This window comes from Xenorhabdus entomophaga (genome assembly GCF_037996725.1).
Lineage (GTDB): Bacteria > Pseudomonadota > Gammaproteobacteria > Enterobacterales > Enterobacteriaceae > Xenorhabdus > Xenorhabdus khoisanae.
In genome coordinates this window covers 54138-76436 of sequence record NZ_JBBMXH010000010.1, presented here as the reverse complement: position 1 = coordinate 76436, position 22299 = coordinate 54138, and the positions used below count along the sequence as shown (strand labels likewise).

General features: G+C 49.3%; 4 protein-coding genes. 1 reads left to right on the top strand and 3 read right to left on the bottom strand.

Going from position 1 to position 22299, the window contains the following annotated elements; translation table 11 throughout:
• The first annotated feature begins 191 nt into the window (after positions 1 to 191).
• Entirely contained in the window at positions 192 to 407 is a 216-nt protein-coding gene (locus AAC854_RS03570) for a hypothetical protein (RefSeq protein WP_340615915.1), read from the top strand.
• A gap of 25 nt (positions 408 to 432) precedes the next feature.
• Here the strand turns inward: AAC854_RS03570 and AAC854_RS03565 are convergent, their stop codons facing one another.
• The 3 genes from AAC854_RS03565 to AAC854_RS03555 all read right to left on the bottom strand — a co-directional run bounded on the left by AAC854_RS03565 (position 433) and on the right by AAC854_RS03555 (position 22268).
• The gene (locus AAC854_RS03565; RefSeq protein WP_340615914.1) at positions 433 to 1059 is read right to left on the bottom strand and encodes a beta/gamma crystallin domain-containing protein; all 627 of its coding nucleotides are present in this window, start codon (positions 1057 to 1059) and stop codon (positions 433 to 435) included.
• Positions 1060 to 1432: 373 nt separating this feature from the next.
• A complete protein-coding gene (locus tag AAC854_RS03560; RefSeq protein ID WP_340615913.1) occupies positions 1433 to 12226 on the bottom strand; it encodes a non-ribosomal peptide synthetase in 10794 nt (3597 codons plus the stop codon).
• A 4-nt stretch (positions 12227 to 12230) separates the two neighbouring features.
• Complete coding sequence (locus AAC854_RS03555; protein ID WP_340615912.1) at positions 12231 to 22268, bottom strand: non-ribosomal peptide synthetase; 10038 nt, start codon at positions 22266 to 22268, stop codon at positions 12231 to 12233.
• Positions 22269 to 22299 lie beyond the last annotated feature (31 nt).

The window sequence follows — 22299 nt, the reverse complement described above, 5'->3', positions numbered from 1 at the left end:
CAGGGAGTACTTAGGTCAAAATGCCTTCAAAACACCACAAAGAAAATCATGTAAAAACAAGACATTGAATGCATGTTTTGAAAGACTTAATTATTAAGATCCTGTATATGAACGGTCAAAGAAAAACTATCACTAAGTGAAATACAGAGAATCCTATGGGTCTTTAACACGGTATTCAACATAATGAAAAAGTGATTGAGTTTGAGCAGGTTAAAAAGCACTACAAGGATTATCAGGCGCTTAAAGGCATTACTTTAGATGTTTATCGCGGTGACATTTATCGTAGGAATGAGAATTTTCCGTTGGTATTGAATAAATTATACCAAATGAATTTAGACGAAGAGTATAAATTGGTGGCTGTATTTAAGCCACCAATGTATGACTTACCAAATAATGCTTATTTATAAAATTATTGGTAATGCCAGATTTTATTTACTTATTATCAGTAAATTTTTCCAGATAAAAATTAAAATGATATTTTCCTACTTTCTCAAACCGCATATGAGGGGGTTTTGTTCCATCGTGAGTAATAATATCAAGATCGGTGCCATTATATTTAAAATAAACAGCCCCCTGAATTACCGGGATATTTTGAGCATTAAACACCGCGACGGAAGTTACATATTCTTTCCCATCTTTGGGTATAAGACCAACCACCTCATAATCGCCATTTGAATAACAATCTACTGGATTAGGGATTGTATAGGTCCGGATATTCATCCTGAATATTTGAGGGTCTCCTGACTCGTTAATCAATTTCACTGCTAACAAGTCACGGTTTGACGGCGATACAATAAACTTTGTTAATCCTTTAATATCACTGATATCAGCCTGGCTTGTATCCCATTCGCGATAAATTTGCCCAGCTTCACTCTCAGTGCTATGCCGCCAGGCAAAAATCACTGACTCAAGGCCTATTTCAACTGAAAGAAACTTATCATTTAATGGAGAGCCTGCTAAATTTACTAATTTACTATTTTCCGGATATGGATAAGAGCTCCCAGTATAATTTTTTTCGGTATAAAAGATAGCACCATTGGTTAGTTTAGTTTTAGACATAATAGATATCTTCCTTATGTTTATTGAGATATGGTGAATTAGAATAAGGGAACGGATTTATATGTCAAGGTAATGGATGACTCTTATATTGATCTTTTCTTTTAAAAAATAATTGATTTAATTTTGCTTTTTATGGGGTTAATAAATGAGGGCGTTTTTATTTAATGGGGTTTATTCTGGATTTTATTTCTATAATATTTATTATTTTAATAATTTATTAAATAAATAATCATAATGATTATTGGTAAGGGTAATATATCCACAAAAAATAAGTCCGGTGATTTTAAATACATTTTTTTACAAGTAGATTAGTAAATAGGGCAGCCATATTGGCTGCCACTTATTGATAATTAACGGCACATTTTACTTACCTCTACAACCGTTTATCCACACTAATTATAGCTGTTGCCAACTCCTGAACAAAAGGTTGACGCATGATGGTGATGTGATCACCAGATAAACTCTGTGCCGCAACTTCTCCGGTCAGGATTGTCTTCCATCCGTCAATAAAACGCTCGACAGAAGTATCTGGCTCCTCATGGTCTGGCTTATCTTCTGCCATAAATAGGTTAATCTTTCCTGAATAGCGCTCTTGTGGTTGATAAGTCATCAAAGAGTGAGCCTTGTACACACTTAAATAAGTTGCTATTTCACGAGATTCAAGTTGAGGTGGCAAAAGCTCCTCTTCAATCAGGCGAAGTCGCAAGCTATCAATCTGCTCTTCTTCTGTCATAGATTGAAATTCTTCTTCAGTGAAGTTCTCTTCGGCTCCTTCCAGTGCCGCAAAAACATTACCGAATTCGGCTATCCACTGGCTATTAGACCATTCTGATTCAACCCGTTGCGCTAGGCTCTCAGGAGGAGATTCGCTATCGACCAAAGCCAGTAAGCCAATGCTTTCACCTTGTTGAACAAGTTGCTGAGCCATTTCAAAGGCAAGCCAGCCTCCGAAAGAATGTCCGCCCAAGTAATAAGGGCCGTTTGGCTGGACTTTTCTAAGGTCGTTGATCATTGCGCCAGCCATAGCTTCAAGGCTCAATGGAGGCGCATTGCGGCCATCCAGTTCCGGAGACTGCATGCCCCAAACCGAATAAGACCCTTCTAATGCTGTCGCCAATTCCCGCAAGTAGAATACATGCCCTCCGGCTCCCGGTGCAAAGAACAGCGGTGTTGCCTTGGTATTCTGCGACAGAGCGACCATAGAACCCACATCAGCATTCTCACGGTTTTCAATGGCGTGAGCCTGATCTTTGATGGTTGTAAAGGCCATCAAACGCGCCATCATATTCTGTTCCAGTGCAAACTTTTCTACAGCCAAAGAGCAGGCTTTCAGGATGAGCAGCGAATGCCCACCTAATTCGAAGAAGTGGTCATGACGGCTGACACACTCTAATCCCAACAATTCTTGCCAAATCTGAGCCAGTACTGTTTCCACTTCGCCCTGAGGGGCTTCATAACCACGAGCCACGATGGCAGATTGGTCAGGAGCAGGGAATGCCTTACGATCGATCTTACCATTGGATGTGAGTGGGAAAGCATCAAGGGTGACGAATGCGGCAGGCAGCATATAGTCTGCAAGATGCTGTGAAAGTTGCTGGCGCAGTTCACCGGGAACGAGTGTAACGCCGGGCTGGGGCTGAACATAGGCGACGAGCCGTTTATCATCCGGGGCTGTTTCACGGACAAGGACAATGGCTTCAAGCACGCCCTGACATTGCACTAAACGGGTTTCTATTTCGCCAAGTTCGATGCGGAAACCACGCAGCTTGACCTGAAAGTCATTGCGTCCCAGATATTCAATTGTGCCGTTTGGCAGCCAGCGTCCCAAATCACCGGTTTTGTACATGCGGGCATTGGGCTTTTCTTTGAATGGATCGGCAACAAATTTCTCTGCTGTCAGTTCTGGGCGGTTCAGATAGCCACGGGCAACACCTGCACCGCCAATGTGAATTTCACCACTCACTCCAAGAGGAGCAGGTTGTCCGTGTGCATCCAGAATATAAATGCGGGTATTGGGCAGTGGGTAACCAATCGGAATGTTATCGGTGATATCTGTCGACTGTTTACCATCCAGTTTTAATGTGGTTGCAATAACTGTCGTCTCCGTCGGGCCATATGAGTTGATCCAACGGCACGATTGGGTTTCCGGTCTTGACTGCCAGTTCAGCAAATGACGAAGTTCTGCTTTCTCACCGCCGACAATCACGGTACGCAGATGTTGGCCGAAGCCACTGCGTCCCGCCATCATCTCCTGTACCCATTGGTGCCAGAAAGCGGTCGGCATATCCATGATGGTAATTTGTTGGTCGTTCAGTAAAGCGACAAATTCTGCATCCGGCACGCGGATATGCGCAGGGCGCAGAACTAAGGTTGCACCGGAGGCAAGGGTCGGGAAAATATCGGATACTGAGGTATCAAATGCCACCGTCGCAAATTGCAGGATGCGATCCCCTGACTGAGGTTCACTGGTCTTGTGCTGAGCATGGATGAAGTTCACCACGTTACGGTGTTCCAGCATTACACCTTTTGGTTGTCCTGTTGAACCCGATGTATAGATGATATAGGCCAGGTGATGCGGTTTGAGACCCAATTGAATGGCGTCAGGATTATGTTCAGGCTGTTTTGCCACGTTATCCCGCTGAGTCGCATCATCCATCAGCCAGACATCTAAGCCTTGTACTGGTAAATGAGCGTGTAAATGTTGCTGGGTCAACAGTAATACGGGCTGACTGTCCGATAACTGATAGGCCAATCGATCAACGGGATATTCCGGATCGAGCGGAACATAGCCGGCACCCGCCTTGAGAATTGCGTACATGCCAATGATCATATCCAGACTGCGGTCAACACAGATAGCGATACGATCATCAGGACGTACACCCGCCGCAATTAATTGATGCGCGAGTTGGTTGGCGCGGCGGTTCAATTCGGCATAACTTAATTGTGTGTCACCAAATACCAGTGCAGTCGCCTCCGGTGTGCGTTCTGCCTGTTGTTCGAACAATTGGTGGACTAACATATCCTGCGGATAGTCCAGCGCAGTATCGTTAAAATCTGCCAATAACCGGGTGCGTTCTGCCAATGGCAGGATATCGATTGATTGGATTGCCTGCTCAGGCGCATTTTGTAATGCGGCCACTATTCCTTTCAGTGCGGCGTTGACATAGGCATTAATGCGCACAGGGTTAACTCGCTGGCTGCATTGTGCCGTGAGTTCGAAGCCGTCATCAAAATCATCAACATCCAGTGACAACGGATAGTTACTGCGCTCTGCACTTTCCTGTTCCTGAATGCCTTCCCATACCGATGATCTGGATTGTTCGTCATCACGCGGGCTATGACGGAAATTGAGCAAACTGTTAAACAGTGGCAATGAAGCCTGAACGCCACTGCAACGCTGGGCAATGGCTAATGGTGTTTGCTCATGATCCAGCAATTCGCTCAAGCGCTGATAAGTTTCCTGTACCGCCTGCTTAACCGTGCGTTCCTGCAATTGAATGCGGACGGGCAGGGTGTTGATAAACATACCGAGTACCTGAGAAGCGCCCAAGCCTCCCTGTAATCGACCCAACAGAACGGTGCCGAACACCACATCATCACGACCGCAGCATTGTGCCAACACCTGTGCCCATGCGACATGGAACAATACGGCTGAACTGATACCCTGCTGGCGGGCACAATCACGGATCTGCTGTGCCAGTTCGCTGTCCAGCGTGAAGATATCTTCCACTATTTCATCGTGTTCATCACGATTGCTTCCCTGCACATCAAGTAAATCAAAGGGCAGGGTAGGCTCTTCTACGTCCCCCAGTAATTGTTGGAAATAAGCCTTGTGTACTTCAATCGGTATTTTGCGGGTTTCGGCAATAAAATTGCGATAAGGCACGGTCACGGGCAGGCTGTCTGTTTCCCCTGAAAGCAATGCCTGTATTTCACCGAAAATGATTTCCAGTGACAGGTGATCACAAACCAGATGATGATGCAACAAGCTCAGCCACCACTGTCCAGTGGCAGGATCTTTAGCTGTATAGGAGGCCAATAATGGGGCTTTGGTGATATCCAGACGGATTGTGTCAGGATCGGTAAGACGTTGTAATTGTGTTTCGGCACTTTCTGCCGCAGATAACGTCAACTCAGTAATCGGCATTGCTGCATGGCGGTAAACAACCTGCACAGGCATTGGTAATTCCTGCCAATGGAAGGCACTACGTTGAATATCATGCCGATCAATAACCTGCTGGAGTGCATGTAAGAAGCCGTCCAGTCTGGTCCGGCTGTCAAAGTTTATGAGAATGTTTTCGAGATAGGTATCGCCTTCTTCTTCCCGTAAATGGTGGAACAGAATGCCTTCCTGCAATGGCCCAAGCGGGTAGATATCCTGAATATTGGCAACACCTCCCGGTACGCGGGCAATAATCTGGTCGATCTGGGCCTGAGTTAATTCCACCAGCGGCAGCATATCCGGGGTAATGTTCTGGCTGTCGTCACGGATCAGATTAGGTGGAATGGCCTGTCTATCGGCATCCTGATCACTATTCTGATTTAAGCGGGCGCTCATGGCAGATAGTGTGGGGGCGGAGAAGACGGCGCTGACATCAATCGATAACCTTTGCTGGCGTAATTGTTCGATTAGGCTGACTACCAACAGAGAATGCCCGCCCAGTTCAAAGAAATTATCGTGGCGTCCGACCTGCTCTAATCCCAGCAAGGATTGCCAGACCGCTGCCAGTTTCTGCTCGATTTCGCCTTGTGGTGCTTCAAACTCACGGCTGACAGTAGCGGTGCGATCAGGGGCCGGCAGTGCTTTGCGGTCTAATTTACCGTTGGCGGAGAGCGGGAAGGCATCCAGCATGACAAAGGCACTTGGGAGCATATACTCCATCAAGCTGACACTCAGTTGCTCGCGCAGATTGGCGGGGGTCAGCGTGACGCCCGTTTGCGGGATCACATAAGCGATGAGACGCTTGTCACCTGCTTCTTCTTCACGGGCGATAACGACGGCATCGCTGACGCCTTCACAGTTTGCCAGTTGGGCCTCAATCTCTCCCAGTTCAATGCGGAAACCGCGTATCTTGACCTGAAAATCATTGCGTCCCATATACTCAATCATGCCGTTTGGCAGCCAGCGTCCTAAGTCTCCGGTTTTATACATACGGGCATTGGCCTGTTTATTGAATCGTTCGGCGCTGAATGGATCGGCAACAAATTTTTCTGCGGTCAGTTCTGGCCGGTTCAGATAACCACGGGCAACCCCTGCACCACCGATATGAATTTCACCACTCACGCCGACAGGAACCGGCTGACCGAGTGTATCTAAAATATAGATACGGGTATTCGGCAGTGGTCGGCCAATCGGAATATTGTCAGTCACATGCGGAGAATGTGGGTTATCGATCGTTAACGTTGTGGCAATGACCGTTGTTTCAGTCGGGCCATAGGAGTTTATCCAACGGCAGGATTGTGTCTCCGGGCTGGACAGCCAGCCAGTTAAATGGCGGTGTTCCGCTTTCTCTCCACCTACAATGATCGTGTGCAGATAGGGGCTGAAACCACTGCGACCCGCCAACATCTCTTGTACCCAGTGATGCCAGAATGCAGTTGGCATATCCATGATGGTGATTTTTTGTTCCCGCAGGAAATCAACAAATGTTTTATCCGGTATTCTGATATGCGGCGGACGCAGAACCAGTGTCGCGCCTGAGGCGAGGGTGGGGAAAATATCAGACACTGAGGTGTCAAAGGCCACGGTAGCAAATTGCAGGATACGATCACCCAATTTAGGTTCGCTGGTTTGTTGTTGAGCGTGGATAAAGTTAACTACATTGCGGTGTTCCAGCATCACGCCTTTAGGCATTCCGGTAGAACCGGAGGTATAGATGATATAGGCCAGATGGTGCGGTTGCAGCCCCAATTGGCTGGTATCGGGGTTATGGGTCGGCTGTTGTGCTACGCTTTCCCGGTTATGTTGTTCATCCAGCAGCCAGACAGGGACGTCCTTTATCGGCAAGCGTGCCTGTAAATGTTGCTGAGTCAGTAATAAGGCGGGCTTACTGTCCGATAACTGATAAGCCAATCGTTCAGCCGGATATTCCGGATCGAGCGGAACATAGCCCGCGCCCGCCTTAAGAATGCCGTACATGCCAATGATCATATCCAGACTGCGATCGGCACAGATTGCCACGCGATCGTCAGGACGGACGCCGGATTCAATCAGTTGGTGGGCTAATTGGTTGGCATACCGGTTCAGTTCTGCATAACTCGGTTGGCTCGCGCCGAATACCAGCGCGATGGCATCTGGTGTCAGCTCTGCCTGTTGTTCGAACAACTGGTGAATCAGGGTATCCTGCGGATAGGCTATGGCGGTATCGTTAAAGGTTTCCAGTAATTGGGTACGCTCTGTCAGGGACAGGATATCGATTGTTTCAATTGCCTGTTCAGGGACATGTTGCAGGGCGGCCACAATCCCTTTCAGGGCCGTATTCATGTAAGCATTGATGCGGGCAGGGTTAATTTGCTGGCTGCATTGCGCGGTTAAAGCAAATCCGTCATCAAAGTCATCGACATCAAGCGACAGCGGGTAGTTACTGTGTTCTTCCCCTGCCAGTTCCTGAATCCCTTCCCAGGCCTGTGAAGCAAGCTGTTCATCTTCACGCGGACTATGGCGGAAGTTGAGCAGGCTGTTAAACAGCGGCAACGGTGCCTGAATGCCGCTACAACGTTGAGCGACAGCCAATGGTGCCTGTTCATGTTCTAAAAGTGTGCTTAGCTGCTGATAAGTTTCCTGTACGGCCTGCTGAACGGTATGCGTCCCTAATTTAATGCGGATAGGCAAGGTATTGATAAACATACCGAGCACTTCGGAAGCACCGACTCCGCCTTGTAAACGCCCCAACAGCACCGTACCGAACACGACATCATTGCGCCCGCTGCATCGTGCCAGAACCTGTGCCCATGCGACATGGAACAGCACGGCTGAACTCATGCCTAACTGGCGGGCACAATCGCGCAGGTTACGAGCCAATTCGCTATCCAATGTGTAAGTATTTTCGACTATTTCATCGGGATGACTTCCCTGTACATCCAGCAATCCAAAGGGAAGAGTCGGCTCTTCGATATCACCCAGTTGCTCATGGAAGTAAGCCTGATGTGCTTCCAGCGGCACTTTGCTGATTTGAGCAATAAAATTACGGTAAGGCAGTGGCGTAGATAGGCCAGCGCCGTCCCCTAAGAGAATTGACTGTATTTCACCGAAAATCATATCCAGTGATATATGGTCACAAACCAAGTGATGATATAGCAGGGAGAGCATCCATTGACCGGATGCAGGATCTTCGGCAATGTGCGCGGCCAGCAATGGCGCTTTGGTGATATCCATTCGTACTGCACGGGAATCAGTGAGGCGGCGTAATTGTGTTTCAGCGCTTTCTTCTGCTGATAATGTCAGTTCTATAATGGGCAACAGTGCTTGGCGATAGACGACCTGAACCGGCTTAAGAAGTTCTTGCCAGTGCATGGCGCTGCGCAGAATATCGTGCCGGTCAATGACCTGCTGGAGTGCCTGTAGGAATGTATCCAGTCGTGTGCGGCTGTCGAAGACAACTAAATGATTATCCAGATAGAGATCGCCTTCTGTTTCCAGCAAGTGATGGAACAGAATGCCTTCCTGCAATGGCCCTAATGGGTAGATATCCTGAATATTAGGAATGCCGCCTGTCACATGGGCAACAATCTGGTCGATTTGGTTTTGTGCTAGCTCGACCAGAGGCAACATATCCGGTGTAATCGCCAGACTGTCTTCGTGGATGAGATTCGGTGGCACATCCTGTACCGTGCTGGTTAAATCATCATCCTGACTGATAAGCGCACTCATGGAAGCCAGTGTTGGTGCAGAGAATACCGCGCTGACGTCAAGAGACAGGCTTTGTTGACGCAGTTGTTCAATCAGGTTGACCACCAACAAGGAATGCCCGCCCAACTCAAAGAAGTTATCCTGACGTCCGACTTGTTCCAGATTCAGCAAAGATTGCCAGACTGATGCCAGTTTCTGCTCAATTTCACCTTGTGGTGCTTCATATTCACGGCTGACGATAGCGGCGCTATCAGGAATCGGCAACGCTTTGCGATCTAATTTGCCATTGGCGGACATCGGGAAAGCATCCAGCATGACAAACGCACTGGGCAGCATATACTCCATTAATCGAGTGCTGAGTTGTTCACGCAACTGAGCCGGAATGAGTGTAACACCCGCCTCTGGGATCAGGTAAGCCACCAGACGTTTATCACCCATGCCTTCTTCACGGGCGATAACGACAGCATCGCTGACACCTTCGCAGGCAGCCAGTTGCTCTTCAATTTCGCCCAGTTCAATGCGGAAACCACGGATCTTAACCTGAAAGTCGTTACGCCCCATATACTCAATCGAGCCATTTGGCAGCCAGCGTCCCAAATCACCGGTTTTATACATACGGGCATCAGGCTTTTCTTTGAATAGATCGACACTGAATGGATCGGCAACAAATTTCTCCGTCGTCAAATCGGGGCGGTTCAAATAGCCACGGGCAACCCCTGCACCGGCAATGTGAATTTCACCACTGACACCGATAGGCACCGGCTGCCCTTGTGTATCCAGAATATAAATGCGTGTATTGGGTAATGGATAACCAATCGGAACGACTCCTGCCAGTTCAGGTAATTCCCGGCTCTTTAAGGCCAGTGTGGTTGCGATAACCGTGGTTTCAGTCGGGCCGTAGGAATTAATCCAACGGCAGGACTGTGTTTCCGGGCTGGATAGCCAGTTCATTAAATGACGGTATTCCGCTTTCTCACCACCCACAATGATGGTGTGGAGGTAAGGGCTGAAACCACTGCGACCCGCTGTCATCTCTTGCACCCAGTGATGCCAGAATGCGGTTGGCATATCCATGATGGTGATTTTCTGTTCACGCAGAAAGGCAACAAATGTTTTATCCGGTATTCTGATATGCGGCGGACGCAGAACCAATGTCGCGCCTGAGGCGAGGGTGGGGAAAATATCAGACACCGAGGTGTCAAAGGCCACAGTGGCAAATTGCAGGATGCGATCCCCCGGTTTGGGTTCACTGGTTTGCTGCTGTGCGTGGATAAAGTTCACCACGTTGCGATGTTCCAGCATCACGCCTTTAGGCATGCCCGTGGAGCCGGAGGTGTAAATGATGTAGGCCAGATGATGGGGTTGCAGCCCTAATTGGCTGGCATCAGGATTATGGGCAGGCTGTTTCGCCACGCTATCCCGATTATGTTGATCATCCAGCAGCCAGACAGGGATATCCTGTATTGGCAAGCGTGCCTGTAAATGTTGTTGAGTCAGCAACAAGACAGGCTTGCTGTCCGACAACTGATGAGCCAGTCGTTCCGTGGGGTATTCCGGATCGAGGGGAATATAGCCCGCGCCGGCTTTAAGAATCGCGTACATGCCAATGATCATATCCAGACTGCGATCAGCACAGATAGCAATGCGGTCATCAGGGCGTACACCCGAAGACATCAGGTGATGCGCCAATTGGTTGGCATGGTGGTTCAATTCTGCATAACTTAACTGACTATCGCCGAAGACTAATGCGGTAATATCAGGAGTGCGTTCTGCTTGTTGTTCAAACAATTGGTGGATCAGCAATGTTTGCGGGAGCGGGAAAACCGTATCATTGAAATCCACCAAGACTTGAGTGCGTTGCTGTGGTTGCAATAATGGCAAATCGGCCACGCGTTGCGAATCGTCCTTAACCATCGCAGTCAGCAAGGTTTGCAGGTAACTGGCAATGCGTTCAACGCTGGCATGATCAAACAGATCGCTGGAGTATTCCAAATCCCCCACTAAGCCATTTTCAGTATCATTCATTGACAGCGACAGATCGAAATGCGAACTGTTTTCGGTGACATCAATTTCACTGATAGTGGCACCCGGCAATTCGATACTCTGCTGTTCCGGCGTATTATCCACTGACAACATGACCTGAAAAATGGGGCTATGGCTGAGGCTGCGCGGCGGTTTCAGTGCTTCAACCAGTTGTTCGAACGGCAGATCCTGATGGGCATAAGCTTTCAGGGCGTGGCTTCTGATCTGTGCCAGCAACTCGCTGATAGTTGGGTTGTCATCTAACTGAACCCGCAGAGCCAGGGTATTGACAAAGAAACCAATCAGCGGCTCCAGTTCGCGGTGTTGCCGGTTGGCAACCGGCGTGCCTATCACTAAATCGGTCTGCCCGCTGAGACGGGAGAGTAAAGTTGCCCATCCTGCCATCAACGTCATAAATAGCGTTGTACTATGACGCTGGCTCAGCGCCCTTAATCCGGCACTTAATTCCGGTGGCAGGACGATATCGATACGCCCGCCGGTGTAACTCTGTTTTTCCGGGCGTGGCCTGTCGGTGGGCAGTTCCAAAAGCGCAGGTGCGCCCTGTAACGCATCACGCCAGAAATTCACCTGTTTTTCTATCACCTCTCCCTGTAACCATTGCCGTTGCCACAGGGCATAGTCGGCATACTGGAGAGTCAGGGCTGGCAGAGGATCATTTTGCCCTTCGCTGAATGCGTGATAAAGCGTGGAAAGTTCATACATCAGGACATTGAGCGACCAGCCATCGGAAATAATGTGATGCTGAGTCAACAGCAGGATGTGTTCATTTTCTGCCAGCCGCAGCAGCCGGCCCCTGATTAGGGGGCCTTGTGCAAAGTCGAATGGTTGATTGGTTTCACGCTCAGTGATTTCCCCGATCATGGATTGCTGTTCAGCGGTTGGTATGTGACTGAGATCTTCCATTGCCAAAGCGAAACCGCTATCTGGTTCACCAATGAGTTGCAGCGCTTGCCCTTCTACTGTCTTGATGGTTGTACGTAAAATCTCATGGCGGGCAACAACCTTATCCAGCGCCGCTTGCAGGGCATTCAGATTCAGATGGCCTTGCAGACGCAGGCCACCGGGAATATGGTAGGCAGTCTGCGCAGCCGGATCTAATTGCGCCAAAAACCACAAACGTTGTTGCGCCCAGGATAAAGGGAGTATTTGTTGATCCGCCTTTCTTGGCACAATTTGGCTTTTCTCCACAACCTGACTATTTTGGATGCGTTCTTTAATTTTTTTCTGGAGAACCGCTTGTCTTAATTTAAGCAGGGTCTGTTCGTTATTACTCATTTAATTAATTATCTCCATTTAACAGGGCACGCAATTCATCTTCAGACAAGTTCTCCAACTCTTTTTGCAGCGATTCGAGATCTTCTTGTGCGAAAAAGGTTTCAAGCTGTCTTGATGCGATAAGTTCAGCGAGTTCAGAAAGTGTCGGATGAGCAAAAATGTCTGAGATTGATACCTCAAGATGGAATTCGTCACGCAGCCTTGCCATTAACTGGATGATTGACAGGGAATTCCCACCTAAATCAAAGAAACTGTCATGCCGGCCTACCTGTTCTAATTTCAGTAGGTTCTGTAGGATAACGGCGATCTGCTGTTCGATTTCTCCTTCAGGGGCTTCATATTCATGGCTGGCGATAGAGGCATGATCCGGCGCCGGCAGCGCTTTGCGATCCACTTTGCCGCTGGCAGTCAGCGGGAAGGCGTCCAGCATGACAAAGGCGTTGGGAACCATATAACCCGCCAGATGGGCATTAAGTTGTTCACGCAGACTGTTTACATCCGGCACAGCATCAGGCTGTGGAATGACATACGCCACCAGCCGTTTATCGCCGTTATCTTCCTCTCGGGCGACAACCAGCGCTTCCCTGACACCGGAACAGGCAAGCAATTGCGCTTCGATTTCGCCCAGTTCAATACGGAAACCGCGGATCTTGACCTGAAAATCATTACGCCCCAGATACTCAATCGTCCCATCAGGTAACCAGCGCCCCAAATCACCGGTTTTATACATACGGGCATCAGGCTGTTCTTTGAATGGATCGGCTTTGAATGGATCGGCAATAAATTTCTCCGCCGTCAAATCGGGTTGGTTCAGATAACCACGGGCAACGCCCGTTCCGGCAATGTGGATCTCTCCGCTCACACCGAGAGGAACCGGATGACCCAAAGTGTCCAAAATATAGATTTGGGTATTGGCATTTGGATAACCAATCGGAATAGTGTCTTTGATTGGATAGGTGTCGCCATCCAGAATCAGGTTGGTGGCAATAACGGTAGTCTCAGTCGGGCCATAGGTGTTTATCCAGCGGCAGCGTTGGGTTTCCGGCAGAGCGTGCCAATCCGCTAAATGGCGGTATTCTGCTTTTTCGCCCCCGACAATGATTGCTTTCAGATGAGCGCTGAAACCCGTGCGACCCGCTTTCATCTCCTGTACCCAGTGATGCCAGAAAGCGGTTGGTAAATCGATGAGGGTAATTTTCTGCTGGTTCAGGAAATCAATGAATTCCGCATTCGGGATACGGATATGCGCAGGACGAAGGACTAATGTTGCCCCTGCTGCCAGCGTCGGGAAAATATCAGAGACTGAGGTATCAAACGCGACGGTGGCAAACTGTAGAATGCGATCTCCCGGCTGAGGCTGGCTGATCTGATGTTGGGCATGAATAAAGCCCACCACATTGCGGTGCTCAACCATAACGCCTTTGGGCTGTCCCGTTGAACCCGAGGTGTAAATGATATAGGCCAGATGGTGGGCGCGAAGCCCCAGCCGTTCAGCGTCAGGATTGTGTGCAGGCTGTTGTGCCATGCGTTCCCGCTGTGTGTCATCGTCCAATAACCAGACAGGCATGTTTTGCCGCGGTAAACGTACCTGTAAATGCTGTTGGGTGAGCAGTAACACAGGTTTACTGTCCGATAGCTGATAGGCCAGCCGGTCGAGAGGATATTCTGGATCAAGCGGAATATAGTTCGCTCCGGACTTAAGAATACCCAACATGGCAATAATCATATCCAGACTGCGCTCGACACACAGAGCCACATGATCATCAGGACGCACACCAAAGGCTATCAGGCTGTGTGCCAGTTGGTTGGCGTGGTGATTCAGTTCTGCATAACTCAACTGAATATCGCCAGAAACCAGTGCGGTAGCATCAGGTAGTTGTGCGACTTGCTGTTCAATCAGTTGGTGAATCAGCATACCTTGCGGATAGGCCAGTTCCGTATCGTTAAAATCCTTCAAGAGTTGATTGCGTTCTGCCAGTGGCAGAATATTGATGGTTTCAATCAATTGTTGTGGTGCATGGTTTGGCGCAAGTTGCAAAGCTGAAACCAGCTCTTTCAGCACGATTTCCATATAAGCATTCAGGCGTGCCGGATTGATTTGCGGGTTACACTGGGCAGTGAGAGAAAATCCTTCGTCAAAATCATCCACATCCAACGAGAATGGATAGTTACTGCGTTCTTCACCATTGAGTATCTGTATCCCTTCCCAAGCCTGTGATGTGAATTCCATTTCGTCACGTGGGGTATGGCGGAAGTTGAGCAGGCTGCTGAATAACGGCATGGGAGCCTGAATACCGCTGCAACGCTGGGCAACAGCCAATGATGCTTGTTCGTGATCCAATAATTCAGTCAGTTGTTGGTAAGTTTCCTGTACAACCTGCTGAACAGTACGTGACTGTAACCGAACGCGAACAGGCAGGGTATTGATAAACATACCGAGTACTTTAGAAACCCCTATTCCACCTTGTAAGCGCCCTAACAGAACCGTGCCGAACACCACATCATCCCGTCCACTGCATCGCGCCAATACTTGCGCCCATGCGACATGGAACAATACTGCGGCACTTATCCCCTGTTGACGGGCACAATCACGCAGGCTGCGGGCTAAATCGCTGTCAAGGACGAAAGTATCTTCCACGATGTCGTTATGCTGATCTTCATCATGATTACTACTCTGGATGTCATGTAATCCAAACGGCAGGGTCGGTTCATCCACATCGCCGAGCAGGGACTGGAAATAGGCCTGATGGGCTTCCGGCGACACATTGTGGATTTGGGCAATGAAGTTACGGTAAGGCAGAGGAGCGGGCAGGTTGTCACCTTCCCCTAAGAGCAGCGCCTTCACTTCATGGGATATGATTTCCAGAGATACGTGGTCACAAACTAAATGGTGGTTCAGTAAAGAAAGCAGCCACTGTCCTGACTCCTGATCTTGCGCGATATGAGCGGACAGCAACGGCGCTTGGGTCAGATCCATCCGTACCGTACGTGGATCAGTGAGGCGATTTAGTTGTGCTTCGGCACTTTCTTCCGCTGAGAGCGTGAGTTCGGTAATTGACAGCGGTGCATGGCGGTAAACCACTTGCACCGGCTGAGCTAATCCCTGCCAGTAAGCGGCGGTACGCAGAATATCGTGGCGATCAATGATCTGTTGTAACGCTGTCAGGAAGGCATCAAGGCGTTTACGGGTATCGAATGCGAAAAAATGACGCAATAAATAAGTATCGCCCTGTGTTTGCAGCAGGTAGTGGAACAGAATACCTTCCTGTAGCGGTGCAAGCGGGTAGATATCCTGAATGTTAGCGCTACCACCGGGTATCGCGTCAGCAATAGTATCAATCTCGCTTTGCGACAGGGATACCAGAGGCAGCATGTCCGGCGTAATGGCGGTGCAGTCATCAGGGATGAGACTGGGCGGCACAATGAACGTGTCTGCATTGTTCTGCATAGTCTGCATTGCTTTCGCCATTTCAGACAGTACAGGCGCCGCAAACACGGTACGGATATCAAGATCCCAACCCTGATTACGGAGCTGTTCGAGCAGGTTGACGACCATCAGGGAATGACCGCCCAGCTCAAAGAAATTATCAGAACGGCCGATGCTTTCCAGCCCCAATAACGTTTGCCAGATTTCAGCCAGTACCATTTCCGTTACATTGGCTGGCGCTTCATAGCTGCGCATGACGAGCGCTGCCTGATCCGGCTCCGGCAGCGCTTTGCGGTCGATTTTTCCACCGGGTGTCAACGGGAAGGCATCCAGCATCACAAAGGCGTTAGGCAGCATATACTCGGCAAGATGTTGTGCCAGTTGCTGACGTAGGGTCGCAGGTTCGAGTTCAGCGCCGGGTTTGGGGATCACGTAAGCAACAAGCCGTTTCTCGCCTGAGCTTTCTTCATGGGAAAGCGTTTTAGGGGAAAGAACGTCGCGGGCAGTCACGAGCGCTTCATGTACTCCGTGGCATTGCACCAATCTGGCCTCGATTTCGCCCAGTTCAATGCGGAAACCACGTATCTTGACCTGAAAGTCATTGCGCCCCAGATATTCAATGGCCCCGTTTGGCAGCCAGCGCCCCAGATCGCCGGTTTTATACATGCGCGCATCGGGCTTTTCTTTGAATGGATCAGCAATAAATTTCTCCGCCGTCAAATCGGGTTGATTCAGGTAACCACGGGCAACGCCTGCGCCGCCGATATGGATTTCTCCGCTCACACCAATGGGAACCGGCTGACCGTGGGTATCCAGAATATAAATACAGGTATTGGGCAGTGGATAACCAATCGGGATAGCACCTTCGAGATGAAGAGGGTCTTGGCTGTCCAGTGTCAGCGTTGTAGCAATGACCGTCGTTTCAGTCGGGCCATAGGAGTTAATCCAGCGGCAGGACTGTGTTTCTGAACTCGACAGCCAATTCATCAAATGGCGGTATTCCGCTTTCTCTCCACCAACAATAATGGTGTGCAGGTAAGGGCTGAAACCACTGCGGCCTGCCATCATCTCTTGCACCCAGTGATGCCAGAAGGCGGTTGGCATATCCATAATGCTGATCTTCTGTTCACGCAAAAACGCGACAAACGTCATATCCGGTATTCTGATATGAGGAGGACGCAGAACCAGCGTAGCACCTGATGCGAGGGTGGGGAAAATATCAGATACCGAAGTATCAAACGCAACCGTTGCAAATTGCAGAATGCGATCACCCGATTGTGGTTCACTGGTTTGCTGCTGGGCATGAATAAAGTTCACTACATTGCGATGTTCCAGCATGACGCCTTTGGGCTGTCCGGTTGAACCAGAGGTGTAAATGATATAGGCCAAATGGTGGGGTTGAAGTCCCTGCTTTTCAGGATCAGGATTATGTGCTGGTTGTTGTGCCATCATGTTGTGATGGTTTTCATCATCCAGCAGCAGGACTGACACGCCCTGTATGGGCAATCGATCCTGTAAATGACGTTGGGTCAGTAATAATGCAGGCTTGCTATCCGACAACTGATAAGCCAGTCGTTCAGTGGGATATTCCGGATCAAGGGGAATATAGCCTGCACCCGCCTTGAGGATCGCGTACATGCCAATGATCATATCCAGACTGCGATCCACACAGATAGCAATACGATCATCCGGGCGCACACCGGATGCTATCAGATAGTGTGCCAGTTGATTGGCATGGTGGTTCAGTTCCGCGTAACTCAGCTGGCTGTCTTCAAACACTAACGCAACAGCATCCGGTGTCCGTTCTGCTTGCTGTTCGAACAATTGGTGGGTTAGCGTATCCTGCGGATAGATCAGCGCTGTATCATTGAAATCCTCTAATAATTGACTGAGTTGCTGCGGTTGTAGCAAGGGTAAATCTTCCACCCGCAGTGAATCATCTTCAACCATCGCGCTCAGCAGAGTGTGCAGATAGCTGGCGAGGCGCTCAATGCTGGCATGTTCAAACAGATCGCTGGCATATTCCAACTCACCGACTAAGCCGTTGTCGGTATCATTCATGGAAAGTGACAGATCGAAATGGGTACTTCTTCGGGTTGAGGGCAGTTCATCCAATATTACGCCGGATAGCTCAAGAGATTGCTGTATCGGCGTGTTATCCAGCGCGAGCATCACCTGAAATATTGGGCTGTGGCTCAGGCTGCGGGGCGGTTGCAGGGCTTCAACAAGTTGCTCAAATGGCAAATCCTGATGGACATAGGCTTCCAGTGCATGGGCTTTCACTTGTGCCAATAAAGCGCCAATTGTGGGGTTATCTTTCAATTTAACTCTGAGTGCCAGTGTATTGGCAAAGAAACCGATCAGCGGCTCCAGCTCACTGTGTTGTCGGTTAGCAACCGGCGTGCCAATGACAATATCTTGCTGACCACTTATGCGGGAAAGTAAAATTGACCAGGCCGTCAACAAGGTCATAAATAGGGTGGCACTATGACGCTGGCTCAGTGCTTTTAATCCGTCGCTCAGCTCCGGGGAAAGGGTGAATGTCACTTGATCCCCGCAATAGCTCTGTACCGCAGGACGTACTTTGTCCGTAGGCAATTCCAGCAAAGCGGGAGCATCTTGCAGTGCATCCCGCCAGAAATTCACTTGTTTTTCCAATACCCTACCTTGCAGCCATTGCCGTTGCCACACGGCATAGTCAGCATATTGCAATGTCATTTCAGGCAGCGGATCTTTCTGTCCCTGACTAAAGGCGCGGTAAAGTGTGGTCAGTTCATGTATCAGAACGTTCAGTGACCAGCCATCGGAAATCATATGGTGCTGGGTTAATAGCATGACATGCTCATCATCTGCGAGTTTCAGCAGTTGAGCGCGTATTAATGGTTCCCGTGCAAAATCAAAGGGGTGGCTGGTTTCAAACTGAGATGCTTCATCAATGGCAGCCTGTTTTTCTGCTTCTGTCAGCTGGCTGAGATCTTTGATAGTTAAGTTGAAGCCATGATCCGCATCACCAATGATTTGCCGGGCTATACCATCGACTACTTTAATGGTTGTGCGCAGAATTTCATGACGTGCAACGATTCTGTCCAGTGTGGCTTGCAGGGCGTTCTGGTTCAGGTGGCCTTTCAGACGCAATCCGCCTGCAATGTGGTACGCCGTTTGTGCCGCAGAATCTAACTGTGCCAGAAACCACAGACGTTGTTGAGCCCAGGATAAGGGAAGCGTTTGCTCCCGGTTGGCAGGCAATATCAACGGTTGTGTGGATTGATGCCCTGATGTGCCTGATATGATAGTTGTGCCCAACGATTGCGCTAAATCTGACAATACAGGACGGGTAAACAGATCCTGCAAATCCACCTGAATATTAAGAGCGTGGCGTAAACGGGAGGCCATTTGCACGGTTAGCAGGGAATGTCCACCCAGCTCAAAAAAGTTATCGTGACGTCCCACTCGTTCTATTCCCAGCAGGGATTGCCAGACTTCCGCCACTTTCTGTTCGATTTCCCCTTGGGGTGCTTCGTATTCACGGCTGGCAATCGCAGCGCGATCGGGGGCAGGCAGGGCTTTTCGATCCAACTTGCCACTCCCGGTCAGCGGGAAGGCGTCCAGTATGACAAATGCACTGGGGATCATGTGTTCCATCAGGTGAGTGCTTAGCTGTTCACGCAGATCGGAAGGGGTGAGTGTGACATCAGGTTGGGGTATCAGGTAAGCGACCAGACGTTTATCGCCGGTTGATTCCTCTCGGGCAACAACGACAACATCTTTAACGCCCCTGCAAACCGCCAGTTGCGCCTCGATTTCTCCCAATTCAATACGGAAGCCACGTAGTTTAACCTGAAAATCATTGCGTCCCAGATATTCGATAGTGCCATTTGGTAACCAGCGTCCCAGATCGCCGCTTTTATACATGCGGGCAGATGGATCGACACTGAACGGATCGGGAACAAAGCGTTCTGCCGTCAGTTCCGGCTTATTCAGGTAACCACGTGCGACACCGGCACCACCAATATGAATTTCTCCACTGACACCCACAGGAACGGGCTGACCGAGAGGGTCGAGAATATAAATGCGGGAATTGGCATTAGGGCGGCCAATCGGAATGTTATTCACGATTTCAGAAGAGTGTCCCTCCTCAAGTGTTAATGAAGTGACAATGACGGTCGTTTCAGTGGGGCCATATGTGTTGATCCAGCGGCAGAACTGAGTCTCTGGCAGGGATTGCCAGTCTGCCAAATGGCGATACTCCGCTTTTTCTCCACCGACAATCACGGTATTAAGGTAAGGACTGAAACCGGTGCGGCCTGCTTTTATCTCCTGTACCCATTGATGCCAGAAAGCAGTGGGTACATCCATAATGGTGATCTTCTGCTGCTGTAAAAAATCAATAAATGCAGCATCAGGCACGCGGACATGAGCAGGACGCAGGACTAAAGTCGCCCCCGCTGCCAGCGTTGGAAAAATATCAGACACTGAGGTATCAAACGCCATGGTCGCAAATTGCAGGATGCGATCCCCCGGCTGAGGTTGGCTGATTTGATGTTGGGCATGGATAAAGTTGACGACATTGCGGTGCTCAAGCATTACCCCTTTGGGTAATCCGGTCGAACCAGAGGTATAAATAATATAGGCCAGATGATGTGGCATAAGCCCCGATTGACTGGCATCAGGATTATGTGTTGGCTGTTGTGCCACGGTATTCCGATGATTTTCATCGTCCAACCACCAAACCGGCATTTCCGTTGCGGGCAAACTCGTTTGTAAGTGTTGTTGAGTCAGTAATAACATCGGCGTGCTGTCTGACAATTGATAAGCCAAACGCTCGGCAGGGTATTCCGGATCAAAGGGAACATAGCCCGCACCTGCTTTGAGGATGCCCAACATGCCAATGATCATATCGGGGCTGCGCTCCACGCACAGAGCCACGCGATCGTCCGGGCGTATACCAAATGCAATCAGGCTATGTGCCAGTTGGTTGGCGCGCTGGTTCAGCTCTGCATAACTCAGTTGAGTGTCCTGATATATCAGGGCGATAGCGTCAGGCATCGACTCTGCTTGCTGTTCAAACAGTTGGTGAATCAACTTATCCTGTGGGTAATCCAGTGCTGTGTCGTTAAAATCCACCAGCAATTGTTTGAGCTGCGGTGGTTCCATCAACGGCAGTTCAGCCACGTGTTGAGTATCATCTGCCACCATGGCTGCAAGTAAGGTGTATAGATGGCTGACCATGCGTTCAATCGTGGCGTGATCGAACAGGTCGCTGGCATATTCCAGATCCCCTGTTAATCCGTTTTCGGTTTCATCCAGCGTTAATGTCAGGTCAAAGTAAGCACTGTCCCTGATTAATGGCCGCTCATCCAATACCAATCCCGGCAGTTCAAAATGCCGCTGTCCCGGCATATTATTGGTTGCCAGCATAACCTGAAAGATTGGGCTATGGCTCAGGCTGCGCGGGGGTTGCAGGGTTTCGACCAGTTGTTCGAAAGGCAGATCCTGATGGGCGAACGCATTGATAGCCTGTTCTTTCACCTGTGTCAGGAGTTTGCTGACACTGGGGTTATCATGCAGTTGCACCCGTAATGCCAAGGTGTTGGCGAAGAAGCCGATCAAAGGGGCCAATTCAGGTTGTTGACGATTGGCGACGGGCGTACCAATCACAATATCATCCTGACCGCTGAGGCGGGAAAGCAGAGTAGCCCATCCGGCCAATAGTGTCATAAATAAGGTTGTGCCGTGACGCTGGCTGAGATCTTTTAAACCTGCCTGCAATGCGGGAGGGAAAACAATATTAACGCGTCCGCCAGTATAGCTTTGTTTCGCCGGGCGCGGCTGATCAGTGGGTAATTCCAGCAAGGCGGGAGCGCCTTTCAAGGTGTTACGCCAGAACTCAACCTGTTTTTCCAGCACTTCTCCCTGCAACCCGTTTTTCTGCCAGAGAACGTAGTCAGCATACTGAATTGTCAGGGCTGGCATTGGATCAGGCAGCCCCTGACTGAATGCGTGATAAAGCGTGGACAGCTCTTGCATTAAGACACTGACTGACCAGCCATCTGAAATAATATGATGCTGGGTCAACAGCAGGATATGCTGGTCTTCCGCCAGTTTTAGCAATCGTCCACGAACCAAAGGGCCATTAACAAAATCAAAAGGATGGTTTGCCTCAAGATAGGCGGCTTTTTCAATTGCCGCTTGCTGCTCTGATGCGTTTTCTTGTTCTGAGAATAGTTGGCTGAAATCTTCTTGTATTAAAGGAAAACCACAATTTTCATCACTGATGATTTGCTGTGCTTCGTCTTCTACCGTCACGATAGTCGTACGCAGAATTTCATGGCGCGCCACAATACAATCCAATGCAGCTTGTAGGGCGTTCAGGTTCAGCCTGCCTTTTAGGTTCAAACCTGCTGACATGTGATATGCCGTTTGTGCGGCAGGATCTAATTGAGCAAGGAACCATAAACGTTGTTGTGCCCAGGATAATGGCACACCATTATCACGAGACTGGGGCCTGATTTCTGTTTTCTGAGTAGACTGGCGGGTCAATTTTGCTGATTTGGCTAACTCAAGTAGTCTTCTTCGTTCAGCTAATGGTAGAGATGAAAGCTCGTTATTATTCATTTATTTATCACCATTTAAAACAATATGAGGT

Coding starts and splice junctions, on each gene's coding strand:
- AAC854_RS03560 (WP_340615913.1), bottom strand. CDS start 12,226: ATGAGTAATAACGAACAGACCCTGCTTAAATTAAGACAAGCGGTTCTC.
- AAC854_RS03555 (WP_340615912.1), bottom strand. CDS start 22,268: ATGAATAATAACGAGCTTTCATCTCTACCATTAGCTGAACGAAGAAGA.
- AAC854_RS03565 (WP_340615914.1), bottom strand. CDS start 1,059: ATGTCTAAAACTAAACTAACCAATGGTGCTATCTTTTATACCGAAAAA.